The sequence below is a fragment of the Flagellimonas pelagia genome (assembly GCF_003584135.1).
GTDB classification, from domain to species: Bacteria; Bacteroidota; Bacteroidia; order Flavobacteriales; family Flavobacteriaceae; genus Flagellimonas; species Flagellimonas pelagia.
In genome coordinates, this window is the sequence record NZ_QXFI01000034.1 from 13,019 (window position 1) to 26,028 (window position 13,010).

Genomic DNA, 13,010 nt, shown 5'->3' on the forward strand with positions numbered 1-13,010 from the left:
TCTTTTATCAGATGACTTATGCTATTGTTATTCTTTCTTCAAGGTAAACGCCCTGCACGGCATGCAATAATTCCACACCGTCCTTAAAAGGTCTTTGAAAGGCCTTTCTCCCTAAGATCAATCCTGCTCCGCCTGCCCTTTTGTTGATGACCGCAGTTCTGACCGCATCCGACATATCTGACTCGCCTTGTGAACCGCCACCTGAGTTTATCAAACCTATTTTGCCCATGTAGCAATTGGCCACCTGCAACCGGCATAGATCTATGGGGTGCTCCGTGGTCAGTGTTTCGTACATGGCATCATCAAACTTGCCGAATTTCAGGTTCTTGAAACCAAAATTGGTCGTGGGCAACTTCTGTTTGATGATATCGGCCTGTATCGTTACCCCTAAATGGTTGGCCTGACCCGTTAAATCCGCGGCGGTGTGATAGTCCTCTTTGTCTGTTTTGAAAGCATCGTTGCGGGTGTAGCACCACAAAATTGTGGCCATACCAAGGCTATGGGCCTCGGCAAAGGCTTCCGCAATCTCCCTTATCTGTCGATTGCTTTCCTGGGACCCAAAATAAATGGTAGCCCCGATTGCAACCGCGCCCATGTTCCACGCTTCCCTGACTTTTCCGAACAGGTTCTGGTCATAAGTGTTGGGATAGGACAATAATTCATTGTGGTTTATCTTGACAATGAAGGGGACTTTATGCGCATATTTCCGAGAACAAAGGCCCAACACCCCAAAAGTGGAGGCCACACCGTTGCAACCGGCTTCGATGGCGAGCTTTACAATGTTCTCGGGATCAAAATAATCGGGGTTCTTGTAAAAAGAAAATAAGGCACTGTGCTCGATTCCCTGATCTACCGGTAAAATGCTGAGATACCCCGTACCTCCCAGATTACCATGGCCATATAATTGCGAAAGGCTTCGGAGTACTTGTTGATTTCGATTACTATTGACGAATACGTTGTCCACAATATTCTTATCGGGCAACTGCAGTTCATCTTTGGTGACCTTCTGGCTTACATGATCTAAATAGAAAGATGCTTTGTCCCCTAAATGCGCGACTATGTTATCATAAGTTTTCATAATGAAATTTTATCCGATTCCTAAACTTGCATTGGTTTTTTCGATGGATCTGTGTGCATCGGTCTCAATACCCGTGAGGGCCCGAATGGCATCAATGGTCTCAGGGATTACAATCGCTTGGTTATCGACCACGTAGGCATAAAAAAGTTCATCGCCCACAACCTTGAGCATGTCTTCCCATAGGGCCACCTCGTACATATCGCCCCAAGGCCTACCCATATCCAAAAACATTTCTTTGATGGTATTGTTGGAGACCAAGCCTTGATCATAGTGAATGAACTTGATTCTACTTGAGGTTTTGAGGGCGTTCAACACCTCTTCCTTTGAGGCTTTTTTTCGTAGCTTAACGTTCCAGTAATGCATATGGCTCAAAGTCTCGGGAACTTTGACCGCAGAAGTAATGACATCCAAATCCGGATCGACACTTTGCGCGTCGGGACCTTGATGGCTCGGGATGTCCTTTTCCGGCACCATGGTGTTCATGATGCCGCCCAAGTGGCTTTCCCATGGGTCGGTCGCCCTTCTTAATAATGTTCCCCGTGCATAATCCAATAGATCTGCCTTTTTTAAAGCGGTCAATGTCCTTAAGATAGATGTGGTGTTACAGGAAACCACCCGGGTAGCATCTAGATTTACCGCAGTGCTATAATTGTTCTCGGCACTAAAGGAGTGGCCTGTGGTCTTGTGTTTTTCACCTCCCTGTACGATAAACTTGATCCCTTGCCCTTTGTATATTTCCACATTTTTCGCGGCGATGTTCTTTGGCGTACAGTCCACTACAAGATCTACTTTTTCTAAAATGTCTTGCATACTTCCTTCAATGGCAATATTGGCTGCTTTCATTTCTTTTTCGGCTTCGGGTGTGGCCGCATAAACTGCATACCCTTTTCGCACCGCATTTTGTATGCGCCAATCGCTGATGACATCACAAACCCCAATAAGGCTCATATCATCTTGTACATTAATGGCATCGGCCACTCTTTTCCCGATAACTCCGTATCCTACTACTGCAATGTTTTTCATGTTCTTTTATGTTTAACTGTTCTTAATTGTTTTCTGTTTCTGTATAATAATAGAGCACCCATTACCCCCGCTGTCAATGAAGCGAATAGGATGCTTACCTTGGCCGTAAATATTAGGGACTCGTCCGTAAAAGCCAGTTCGGTTATAAACAACGACATGGTAAAACCGATACCGCCAAGAAAACCTATACCATAAATCATTTTCCAATTCACGTTTTCCGGAAGCTTGGCGAGTTTAAATGCAACGAGTAGTCTTGAAAAAGCAGTAATACCGATAAACTTGCCAAAAATGAGACCTAGACCAATCCCCAAGCTAACCGGGCTGGATAGTACTTTCAGCAAATCTCCATGAAGATGTATTCCTGCATTTGCCAAAGCGAACAAGGGAAGAATTACAAAGCCCACTATTGGGTTTAAAGTCCTTTCCAATTTTTGGAGTGGAGTTTCGGCCTCGGAACTTGCAGTCTTTATATCCTCCAATATCTCCAATTGCGTTTTTGAGATAAGCGTCCCCTTTATGGACTTGGTTTCTTGAAATCTCTTATGTAAACGGTCTAAACGCTCTAAAAAGGTAGTCTCCTTAATTTTTACCCTACCAGGAATGGCAAATGCGGTCAGAATCCCGGCAATGGTTGGATGTACCCCTGAAAAAAAGAAGGTCAACCAAACACCACCGATGCCAATAATGGCATAGAACCATGTGCTTCTTACTCCCGCATAATTACCAATTATCAAAGCCGCGAAGAACAATAGTCCATGGAGTAGATCCATCTGCGAGATACCTGAGGTATAAAAGAGGGCAATGACCAAGACACCACCTAGATCATCCACAATAGCCAGTGTAATAAGAAAAACCCTCAAGGTCGAAGGAAGTCTTTTTCCGACAAGGGCCAGAACCCCTAATGAAAATGCAATATCCGTGGCCATGGGAATGCCCCAACCATTGGAAGCCTCGCCCGAGTTGTTGAACATAAAATAAATAAGGGCAGGGAGCACCATACCACCTATTGCTGCACCGATGGGCAGTATTGCATCCTTTGGGGACGACAGTTTACCACCGATTATTTCACGTTTCAGCTCTAGACCGACTTGCATAAAAAATAGTGCCATTAAGCCATCGTTGATCCATAACAGTAGCGACTCAGATAGCTGAAATGTACCCACACTAAAGGCAAATTCGGTTTGCATTAGGCCGACATAATATCCCTTCCATGGCGAGTTGGCCCACACCATAGCAATAACAACAGTGATAAAGAGCACAATGCCATAGTTGTGCAGTCTTTTGATCGAGCTGCCGAAGAATTTCATAATACTGTTATTTGAATAATGGCTAGGCATCAATGCTGGATTTTTTGGGATTTACATCCTTTTCCCATTCATTATTGGAACTATATTTTAAGGAGGCTTTCATATAAGCATCACGTTTGAAACTTCTTATGATTACCCGGTTGCTTTTTTCGTAGGTAAAATAACTGATGGCCCAATTGAAGCCCACCAAAAATTTGTTTCGAAACCCGCTGATGGAAAGCAAGTGAACCACGGACCATAAAAGCCAGGCAGCATACCCGCCGAAGTGGAGCTTTCCTAAATCAGCGACCGCTTTTCTTTTACCAACTGTGGCCAATGAACCTTTATCTTTATACCTAAATGGTTTGGAAGGCATTGATTGAACGGTGTTCAATAGCACTTTGGCCAAATGACCGCCCTGTTGAATGGCGGTTTGGGCTACCTGTGGATGGCCCTTAGGGGTCTCGTCGGTGATTACCCCGGCAATGTCCCCAATGGCAAAAACATTATCCATGCCTTCCACTTTTAGATGGGTATCCGTTTTTAGACGGTTCCCATTAATTATATGTTTTTGATTGATGCCCGCTGGAACCTGGCCTGTTACACCTGCCGTCCAAATCAGGTTTTTCGCCATGATTTTCCTTCCACTTTTGGTAGATACCACATTACCGTCGTAACCGCTCACGGCCTCGTTCAACAACACTTGCACATTTAGATTTTTTAGATACCGAAGTGTTTTTGTCGAGGCTTTGTTGGACATTGAGGCTAATAGTTCGTCCGATGCTTCGATCAGGTAGATGTTCATTATGCTATTCGGATACTCGGGATAGTCTTTTGGAAGGATGTACTTACAGAATTCCGCCAAGGCACCTGCCATTTCGACACCGGCCGGGCCACCGCCCACAATCACAAAATTGGTCAGCGCATCGCGTTCTTCATCATCACAGGTTATGGCTGCCTGCTCCAAGTTTTGCAACATCATATGACGTATGTTTAGCGAGTCCTTGATGTCTTTCATACCAAGACTGTTTTGTTCCACCTCTTTCATGCCGAAGAAATTGGTCTTGGTTCCGGTGGCCAAGACCAGATAATCGTAGGTGAGCTTGCCTTTGTCTGTTACAACTGTGTTGGAAGCGGGTTCGATTTGCGTCACTTCGGCAAACCTAAAGCTCACATTACCATAGCCCTTGAACTGTTTTCTGAAGGGAAATACGATACTGTCCGGTTCAAGACCGCTGGTGGCCACTTGATAGAACAAGGGCTGAAATTGATGGAAGTTGTTACGGTCTATCAGCACGACCTGTACCTCCTTGTTTTTAAGGCCTTCTACCAGGGCCAGCCCTGCAAAGCCACCACCCACAACCACTATACGCGGCAAAAATGTTTTGGGCAAACAAACAGACTCCATCACTTCACAGTTGGCATCGGTATTGTTCTTTGATATGCAGGTATTCTGATTTCCCATGATCTGCTTTTTTATTTTTCTACGGACAAAATTTATCCTGTCACATTGTAAGTGGCCATATTTTATTTTTGATGTTTTTTTCTGACAATCAAAACAGAACAATGCGCGTGCATGGCAATGGATTGGGCGACCGAACCAAGCAAAAAGCGCGAGAATGCGCCATGGCCTTGTGATCCCAATACGATAAGATCCACCTCCAAATCAGTTGCCTTTTCCAAGATTGCATTTTTGGGAAACCCTTCTACAATATTGGTCGTTATCGACAACTTGCCGTTCTTTTGTTTTAACGACTTTGCAGCATTGTTAACGATGGTTTCAGCCGATTTTTTCGCATTTGACATGGCTTCTTCTTTATAATGGCCGATACCACTTAAGGGGAAAGCCCCTGGTACAGTTAACATTGGATTTTCATAAACATTTAGAACATGTATTTTAACTAATTTTGGCAGCGACATTGCCGCTAGTTCATCGATGGCATCTTTGCTGAATTCAGAGCCGTCAATTGCGAGTAATACTTTCATCTTCTTCGTTTTTATTTATAGACTTAACTTAAAAATTTTGATTCAAAACAATTGGGTTGATTAATTTTCTCCAATACAAATGCTCATAGAGGCCTGACCAATACATGCCAAAAGTGAAAGCGAACAAAAGCTCTTCGATTGGTATGCCGGCCACTAGAATATCACTCAGGTTTTCCAGATTCCAAAACAATGTTACGTAGTCGGGGTAAAACGGGAGAATACTTCCAAAATAAACAAAGTACAATGCCGTGAACAGAAATCCACTTATCCAGATTTTGGTCTTAAGGTCTGGGCGGCAGTATAACGTGGCCATTCCACCCAAGAACATGGCCAATATTCCACAGTAAATATGGTTCATGGGAGTGAAAAGGGCCAATATCAAAAACACGACCGCCGGTACGAAAAGGATATATAGATGCAACCTATGTCTATAATGGTTACGCTCGGTATGCGGTATTTTAACATACCTTCGCTTGAAAATAAGATTGTAAAGTACGGTGCCAATACCCCCGATGGCAAAAGAGAAAATGATGCTTTCAATATCGAACCCGGTCTTTATCGCCAAATCGAAGAGCGATGGCGGGTGCCAATATTCGGGAACGAACAGCGGCTCGGTTAGCCCAAAGGGCATGGTTATCCAACTCATCCTCAACATTTCTTTACGGGAATCCTTCTTCAAAAGATAGACCACGCCCCAAAGGGCCAGTATGATAAGGGACCATATAAACCAAACGTATTGCATAAGATTATAATTTTCTGGTTTCTAAATAATCAACCGCTTCCTTGACCGTCAAGGGGTAGGTGGCATTCCCCGTTCTGACATAAAAGGTTGTATTTTCGGTATCGCTGACATAGATTGGTTTTTTAGAAGGTTCGACAGCTATTACGCACACATCTTCACCATTTAATTTGTAAAATGAAATGTGATTGCTAAAACAAGCCTCGTGACCTAACTGTGTTGAAATTATCCTGAAAATTTCACGCTCATATCCATCTTTGTTCTTGTGCTTTAGGGTCTTGAAATCTTTTTCAAGGCCCACAATGTTGCCATCATCGTCAACGCCAATGATCAATTTTCCACCTTTTGCATTCATAAAACCAGTGATGGTCTTGGCAATGACTAGTTCCAGTTCGCGGTTCGTGGTTTTCCTAAAATAATCGTAACGAATAGATGACTTGAATTCTACCCGTTCATTCTCACCCGCCTCTATCAATTCTTCTAAATCACGCAGTAACAACTGCTGTTGTGTGCCTATAAGCTTGTTCTTTCGCCTGAGGGTTATGAAAAATAGACCGGAAACTATCCCTAGGAAAATGCCAAGGATTGTAAGCGAGACGCTCATCCCTCTCATATCAAATGTGAAAGATTCTAAAAACTGCGACTTTAAGACGTCCCAAAACAGGGAAAATGAAAATGGTGTATTGCTAAATTCAAACCAATAGAGCACCATGGTAAAAGGATGGACAAGGAAATAGAAAATGCCCCCCCATATTGCCGTTTGGGTGAAAATTGTTTTGATATTTCTTGCAGTACTATTCACTTATTCTACTTTATATGGTTGTACTCTAGGTTCAATTCCGGGATTCTATTGTCAATTGCTCAGTTCTTTGGCACTTTCCGCCAACAAATTGCCTGTGGTCGATGCGACACCGGTTCCTAAAAAGTCTCTCCGATCTTTTGTTCAGATTATCTACTCTTAATCTGTGTGTTGTAAAATGCTGCAATCAGGGCACCTGTGAGCCAAGCAATGATAAATGTCTGGACAATGCCAATAAGTGCCTCCCAAATTGGCACGTCTACCCGTATTATACTGGTAGTGTCCAAGCCGTGCAGCAGGCTGTTGAAAAAGGTTATGCTTCCTTCTTGTCCTGCTGTCGCCAAAACAATCATGCAGCCGGCGTAGAGGATTGCAGCGGTCAGCCCCATGGCAAAACCGAATTTTTTTACATTGATACGATTCATGATTCTTGTTTTAATGTTTATTGTTGTTATTATTCATTTATGAGTTTGTTCATGTGCAAAAACCAAAGTTGGAGTCAATGGTTGCGCTCAAGGCTCTTTTTGTATTCCATTTTATTGTGCATGGCCTTGGCGAGATCCTCGTGTTCTAACGTGTGATCACAAAAAGAATCGGTCAAAAGGCTGTCCGAAGCAATGACCGGCATAAAATGGTGGGTGGTCAGTAGCATAAGGTCAGGATATCTAGTAATCATATCGCTCAATTTGTTCGCTAGTATGGTATCCTTTGCTGCTGCTTTTACGAGTTCGTCCACCATCATTCCCATGGCATGGTCGTTATCCATCATGTTGGCAATGTATTTTTTGCCCAGATCGTGATTTTCGACAAGTGCGGACAATACCTCTTCTTGCTGAGAGTGGTCCTCGAGCATATCCTTTACAGAACTACCCTGTTTTTGTGAGCAGGCCGAAATGAGTAAAGTAGCCAATACCATTATGCCTGTCTTATAAACTTTTATCTTCATTTTGACTTTTTTTAGTAATTAATATTTGCCCTACATTCCTTAATTTGATTTCAAGATCTTTTTTGATTCTTCATATTCCTCCTTAGAGATTTCGCCATTGGCGAAGCGCTTTTTTAGAACTGAAAGTGGGTCTTCCTTCTTTGATTTTCTGTAAGGGATGTCATATGGCACCAAGAATATCCATATCAAGAGGATCAACCATATGACCCACCAGATGACGTGCATGCCGCCCCAATGTCCGTCGAAAAAATGCATAGTTTTAGTTTTAAAGGTTATACATTACTTGTTTTCGGACTATTTGTCCGATTGTAAAAGTTTCTTAGATTGCTCGTATTCTTCTTTGGAAATCTCGCCCTTCGCGAAGCGGATTTTGAGCAACATTAGTGGGTCATCTCCCTCAATCTCTTCATAGGAGGAACTGGTTGGGGCAAAGAAAATCCAGCCCAATGCCACAATCCAAATGGCCCACCAGATCAGGTGCATGCCCCAAAAAAATCCATCTTTGTAAAACATATTTTTAATTTGAAGGTTTTTATGATTTTAACTAATCTCTGCTATGGTATAGCCCTCAAGTTTGTTGAGTTGCCCTTGCAGTTCTTCTACCGTAAGCTTCTTGTTCATTGTTACAATGGTTGCGCCCATAGGCTGTAAAAAAACTTCTACTTGCTCTACTTCAGGATGTTCTTCCAAGGTCTTCTTGATTCTTGTGATACAGCCACCGCAGCTTATTCCGTTAATTTGATATCTGTACTTCATTTCGAAAGTATATTTTAATGGTGCCGATGCCCCCGGTGATCTTCTTGGGTCTCAGTGGAATCTTGCTCTTTGTCATGATCATGGTATTTACTGTTATCAGATTTTCCATGATCACCATGCCCGTGACCACCGTGAGGTATGAAAAGGTGTATCAAAAACATCACGATGATAAAGGAAAAAAGCCCATTGTACCCTGTAATGCCAAATGCAGGCGCAAAAAAAATCAACAATAGCGGGAGACCACAACCGATGACCATCCAAATCCAATGTCCTTTCATGATTTTTATTTTTTCGTTACCTATTATGTGTTAATGGTGCTCAGAATGGTCATCTCCTTTTGATTTCATTGTACCATCATCCATCATTCCCATTCCTTCCATATCCATTCCCTTTTCCTTCATCATATTCATGCACGACTCCATACAATCATTGCTCATCATCCCTTTGTCTTGCATCATTTGTATCATTTCGCCCATCATCTCGCCATCCTTTATCATTCCGTTCATCATGGAATGCATCATTTGTCTGTTGCCCATCATTTGGTTCATTATGGTGCTGTCGCCCATCATCATTTGCATGCCTTGTCCCTTCATCATGGTGCCCATCATTTTTTTGTTTCCCTGCATCATTTGCATGGCATGGTCGCTCCCTTGCATCTGTTCCATGAATTCCATCATATAATCATGGTTTTGTACCAGATCTTTAAGGATCTCGCTTCTGGTTTCCTCGTTTTGAAGCAAGGTTTGTACATCGGTTGATTGTTTGCAACCGTTCAAGGACAAAAGCCCTATCACAGAAAAAATAATTACTAAATTTCTCATTGTATATGAATTAAGGATTAATCGTCAATTGGCTGATTTCAGAAAGGATTCGATTTTGGTGATCTCCTCTTCCGTCAGATTGGCCCTAACCCGCATGTGCAGGCTTATGGTTTCCCAATCGGTATCGTTGTAATCCGCGGGTGAAGGGGCAATATGACATCGGTTGCACACCTCGCCCCAGAGCTGCGCCCCGGATTTTTCAATTTTGAAATCCACTTCACTCCCCGCCACCTCGGTCGCGGTATCCGTCGCAATGGGTTTTTTATTGGAGGAGCAGGCGACCATGATCGATGCCATGACGGACAGGATTATTGCTGCTTTAAAATTCGTTGTTGTTTTCATTTCACTTTCTTTTTTTGATTTTAAAATCCAATGGCCCAATGCACAAACAATCCATTGGTACGGGTCGTGCCATCACTGTCATGACCACCTTCCATCTTGGTGGTTTGATAGCTGAATTTGACCACGGAACGCCAACTCAGCCAATAGTTCAAACCAAAAGCGTACTGCGTTGACTTCTCTTCCCACTCCGCTCCCTCAGGTGCGTTGAAATCGGAATATCGACCCACAAATTCAAGTTGTTTCATAAAGTCGCTTCCCGACATGATGGGGCGATAGCTCAATTGTGTATAAAAGGAGCTGCTTTGGTTGTCAAAGGAGTAAGGTTCGGAAATCCCATCTTCGATTTCATAGTAGGTGGCGGTATCCACATTGGAACTGTTGTACTGGGCCTTGATGTCCACAACCCCTTGTAAGGGGGTGATCGATTTTACATAGGAAAGATCCAGCGCCCAAAGAAAGGCACCCACATCCTTGTAATCGGAGTCCTCTGCACCGGTACTGTTGGTGGTATAGGCGGAAATCCCCCATTCCATGGATGAATCCGAGAGCGGGAGTAGGCCGATCCTGCCACCCAAGGCCTTGGCCAGGTTCACATCTTCATAATAACCGAAATCCAGCATACCCGCTTCTTCAGGCTCCTCACTTCCATCTTTGATGCGCGGACCGTTGGTCACATAAACCGCATAGTTCAGTTTGGGACCGCCCAGATCGAATGCCCCCCTGAGTTCGACGCCGATATCGGAGGCCGGTGCAATTCCGTCGTGACCAAATCCAAGGGGTCTGCTTGGAAGTCGGTTGATCCATGCAGGGTGCAAACGCTCCATAAAGGTTCCAAAGGGAAGCAGGAATTTACCGGCCCTTACGGTCATGTGCTTGTTGAGCACATACATCACATCGGCATATTCCAGTCCCGTTTTCAATTCATTTCCTTCGAGCTCAAACTCCAGTTCGGCCTCGAACATGAGCTTGTCGGAATGCTTGTAGAGGAATATAGGGGCGAATGTGGCCCCTAGAAAGGTGGATTCTTGTTCACCACCGGTATCCAAATATTCAAATCCGGTGTGTCCGTAACCACGCAGCATGAACTGCGTCTTACTGGGTTCAAAGGTGTTGTAGGTCTGGGCCAAAGCCGAAGATCCCAACCCTAAGATAATTAGGGTCATTAGTAGTTTTTTCATTTTTTCAAGGTTCTGATATAGTTGATCAATTCCCATCTCTTGTTTTCGGGAAGTGCGGTTTCATAGGAAGCCATAGGGGGCTTACCGTTGGTCAATTTCCAGAATAGGGCACCGTCCGATTGGGACTGTACCTTGGCACTGGTCAAGTCGGTGGGTTTTGGGGTCAATCCGGCTCCGCCCATGCCGTCTCCCTTACCCTTGGCCCCGTGGCAGATCACACAGAGCATTCTGAAGGTCCGTTTGCCGCTTTCTGTCGCCGTGGCATCATTTTTTAAGGGATTGTTCAAATTGTCCGCACTGGCCGGGGCTTCCCATTGGGTCTGTGCTCTGGTCGCCTGTAGGGCCAAAAGGGTCATTAGGAACGTTAGCATTATGGGTATTGATTTTTTTTGTGTAAGTTTCATTTTATTATTTGTTAGGTTGTTGCGTTAAAACTACTGTTTGACCTGACAGGCCATCTTCATAATATTCCTGGATTTTTATATTATTTCGTCAAGAAAATCCCTTTGCCACATTTGTCCGTTTTTGTAATCCGTCATGCTCATCCCCATAATTTCCTTGAACTGTGCGGACAAATGGTTGACGCTGCTGTAATCGAGCATATAGGCGATATCGGAAAATGAATATTGTCCCAGTTGGATAAGCTCCTTTACCTTTTCGATCTTGAGCTTGATAAAGTACTTTTCGATCGTGATGTTTTCATTTCTGGAAAAAACCTTGCTCAGTACTTTGTAATCGCGATGCAATAAATCGACAAGGTAGTCCGAGGTGTTCCCTTTGTGGTTAATCGGGACGTTGGTCACTAAGGAAATCAAGCCTATCTTGATTTTCTCAACGATCATTTCCTCTTCGCTTTTGGCTATTTCAAAGCCATTGGAATGTAGGACGTCCACGACTTTTTGGTCAACTTCGGCAATCCCTATTTCCGGGGCATTTACCGTAAGTTTCCCCAGTTCAAGGGATAGAACCTCAATGCCCAGGTCATGCAATTCTTGTCTTATGACCTTGAGGCATCGCCTACAGACCATATGCTTTATCCAGTATTCCTTTTTGGAATCCATGGTGTCTGAGTTATTGTTAAGCGTAAATAATATCGGGTCAAAACCCGATAGGAGAATCGATCAGGATATGCCGTCGTGGAGATAGCACACGACAAAAAAGGTCATTTAGTGGCCATGACCAATGTGAAGAGCGAACGATTGCATTGACGTTCCGCCAGTGTAAAAATCAAATTAGGAAAGTTTCATGAAGGACAAGGAGATCCTGTTCGATCCACGGGGGATCGTAGTCTTTAAAAGGGATTATGTTTTCCTGTAGCCCTTCGAAACGATCGATATGGTAAAAAATAAAGGCATTTAGAAATACAAGTGTGCCGAAATCAAGGTCAAAGGAATCCAGCATCAGGTCATCCTTGCCAATATTGGCATAGGTATCGGTGCTGCAGCAATCCTTTTGTTCCAAAGAGCACTTCCTTGAGGTGTTTTTGGGATTTTGAAGCTTTTGGTCGCAGGGTTTTGCTTTGCCGGTCACAGAAAAACTGACCAACTTGTTACAGCAAAAATGGGCATTCGATGCAAAGGAAGTGGTACTGATCAATACAGAACAGGCCAGAAACAGGGACAATATTTTCGATGTGGTTTGCTTCACTTCCTAAAGTTACTAAATTTTGTTTAACTCGCTAAAAATCAAACTGTAATCAATTATGCAGTTATCCATATGATTACTGTTTGTGTGTGATTTCAGCAGGATTTGGTTCCAAATGTAAGGTATGGGATTCGGAAAAAACATGACAAATATCAGGTTTACCAAAAGTACTGGCATTGGGCCACCACAAGGATCACAATACTATACTGGTATACAATATGTGGGGAAAGGAATGACCGTCAGCTGTCCAACGATCGGATTCGGTATCGAGGAACTTTAAGGTCTGTTATGGTTCGATTGAAGACAAGGGTTCCACCTTTAATCGGGTTGAAAATACAATGCTATTGGTCAGGGTTCCATCCGTTGCCAGTAAGGAGGGCCTTCGAACCACGATGTGCTTTATACCGTCCCG

19 protein-coding genes are annotated in these 13,010 nt (G+C 43.5%); all 19 read right to left on the bottom strand.

Annotated features, from left to right (window positions below):
- Positions 1-16: 16 nt before the first annotated feature.
- The 19 genes from D2V05_RS16260 to D2V05_RS16350 all read right to left on the bottom strand — a co-directional run bounded on the left by D2V05_RS16260 (position 17) and on the right by D2V05_RS16350 (position 12,601).
- The gene (locus tag D2V05_RS16260; RefSeq protein ID WP_036378945.1) at positions 17-1,078 is read right to left on the bottom strand and encodes a class I fructose-bisphosphate aldolase; all 1,062 of its coding nucleotides are present in this window, start codon (positions 1,076-1,078) and stop codon (positions 17-19) included.
- Between the two features lie 9 nt (positions 1,079-1,087).
- Entirely contained in the window at positions 1,088-2,101 is a 1,014-nt protein-coding gene (locus D2V05_RS16265) for a type II glyceraldehyde-3-phosphate dehydrogenase (protein ID WP_036378943.1), read from the bottom strand.
- Positions 2,098-3,408 (bottom strand): Na+/H+ antiporter NhaA, encoded by a 1,311-nt coding sequence (gene nhaA, locus D2V05_RS16270; RefSeq protein ID WP_231562577.1) that lies wholly within the window; start codon positions 3,406-3,408, stop codon positions 2,098-2,100. The genes D2V05_RS16265 and nhaA overlap by 4 nt, the downstream gene beginning before the upstream one ends.
- A gap of 22 nt (positions 3,409-3,430) precedes the next feature.
- Positions 3,431-4,795: an NAD(P)/FAD-dependent oxidoreductase gene (locus tag D2V05_RS16275; RefSeq protein WP_051947539.1), complete on the bottom strand. Its 1,365-nt coding sequence runs from the start codon at positions 4,793-4,795 to the stop codon at positions 3,431-3,433.
- A gap of 119 nt (positions 4,796-4,914) precedes the next feature.
- Complete coding sequence (locus tag D2V05_RS16280; protein WP_036378941.1) at positions 4,915-5,373, bottom strand: universal stress protein; 459 nt, start codon at positions 5,371-5,373, stop codon at positions 4,915-4,917.
- Positions 5,374-5,401: 28 nt separating this feature from the next.
- The gene (locus D2V05_RS16285) at positions 5,402-6,115 is read right to left on the bottom strand and encodes a lycopene cyclase domain-containing protein (protein WP_036378939.1); all 714 of its coding nucleotides are present in this window, start codon (positions 6,113-6,115) and stop codon (positions 5,402-5,404) included.
- A gap of 4 nt (positions 6,116-6,119) precedes the next feature.
- Positions 6,120-6,914, bottom strand: coding sequence for an AlbA family DNA-binding domain-containing protein (locus D2V05_RS16290; RefSeq protein ID WP_051947114.1), 795 nt, complete (start codon positions 6,912-6,914; stop codon positions 6,120-6,122).
- A gap of 146 nt (positions 6,915-7,060) precedes the next feature.
- Positions 7,061-7,336 carry a DUF5676 family membrane protein gene (locus D2V05_RS16295; protein WP_036378938.1) on the bottom strand — a complete coding sequence of 92 codons (276 nt, stop codon included), beginning with the start codon at positions 7,334-7,336 and terminating at the stop codon, positions 7,061-7,063.
- 74 nt (positions 7,337-7,410) lie between these two features.
- Positions 7,411-7,857 carry a hypothetical protein gene (locus tag D2V05_RS16300; protein ID WP_036385892.1) on the bottom strand — a complete coding sequence of 149 codons (447 nt, stop codon included), beginning with the start codon at positions 7,855-7,857 and terminating at the stop codon, positions 7,411-7,413.
- A gap of 39 nt (positions 7,858-7,896) precedes the next feature.
- Positions 7,897-8,112 carry an SHOCT domain-containing protein gene (locus tag D2V05_RS16305; RefSeq protein WP_036385890.1) on the bottom strand — a complete coding sequence of 72 codons (216 nt, stop codon included), beginning with the start codon at positions 8,110-8,112 and terminating at the stop codon, positions 7,897-7,899.
- 39 nt (positions 8,113-8,151) lie between these two features.
- The gene (locus tag D2V05_RS16310; protein WP_036385889.1) at positions 8,152-8,370 is read right to left on the bottom strand and encodes an SHOCT domain-containing protein; all 219 of its coding nucleotides are present in this window, start codon (positions 8,368-8,370) and stop codon (positions 8,152-8,154) included.
- Positions 8,371-8,397: 27 nt separating this feature from the next.
- The gene (locus D2V05_RS16315) at positions 8,398-8,613 is read right to left on the bottom strand and encodes a heavy-metal-associated domain-containing protein (protein WP_036385886.1); all 216 of its coding nucleotides are present in this window, start codon (positions 8,611-8,613) and stop codon (positions 8,398-8,400) included.
- 14 nt (positions 8,614-8,627) lie between these two features.
- Positions 8,628-8,891, bottom strand: coding sequence for a hypothetical protein (locus D2V05_RS16320; RefSeq protein ID WP_081894146.1), 264 nt, complete (start codon positions 8,889-8,891; stop codon positions 8,628-8,630).
- A 30-nt stretch (positions 8,892-8,921) separates the two neighbouring features.
- Positions 8,922-9,434: a hypothetical protein gene (locus D2V05_RS16325; RefSeq protein ID WP_119648631.1), complete on the bottom strand. Its 513-nt coding sequence runs from the start codon at positions 9,432-9,434 to the stop codon at positions 8,922-8,924.
- Between the two features lie 24 nt (positions 9,435-9,458).
- Complete coding sequence (locus tag D2V05_RS16330; RefSeq protein ID WP_147378303.1) at positions 9,459-9,776, bottom strand: hypothetical protein; 318 nt, start codon at positions 9,774-9,776, stop codon at positions 9,459-9,461.
- A 20-nt stretch (positions 9,777-9,796) separates the two neighbouring features.
- Positions 9,797-10,954, bottom strand: a complete 1,158-nt coding sequence (locus D2V05_RS16335) for a hypothetical protein (RefSeq protein ID WP_036385884.1) — start codon at positions 10,952-10,954, stop codon at positions 9,797-9,799.
- A complete protein-coding gene (locus D2V05_RS16340; protein WP_226789941.1) occupies positions 10,951-11,325 on the bottom strand; it encodes a c-type cytochrome in 375 nt (124 codons plus the stop codon). Before D2V05_RS16340 ends, D2V05_RS16335 begins: the two co-directional genes overlap by 4 nt.
- A 108-nt stretch (positions 11,326-11,433) precedes the next feature.
- Positions 11,434-12,015 (bottom strand): helix-turn-helix domain-containing protein, encoded by a 582-nt coding sequence (locus tag D2V05_RS16345; RefSeq protein WP_036385881.1) that lies wholly within the window; start codon positions 12,013-12,015, stop codon positions 11,434-11,436.
- Between the two features lie 166 nt (positions 12,016-12,181).
- Positions 12,182-12,601, bottom strand: coding sequence for an HYC_CC_PP family protein (locus D2V05_RS16350; protein ID WP_036385880.1), 420 nt, complete (start codon positions 12,599-12,601; stop codon positions 12,182-12,184).
- Positions 12,602-13,010 lie beyond the last annotated feature (409 nt).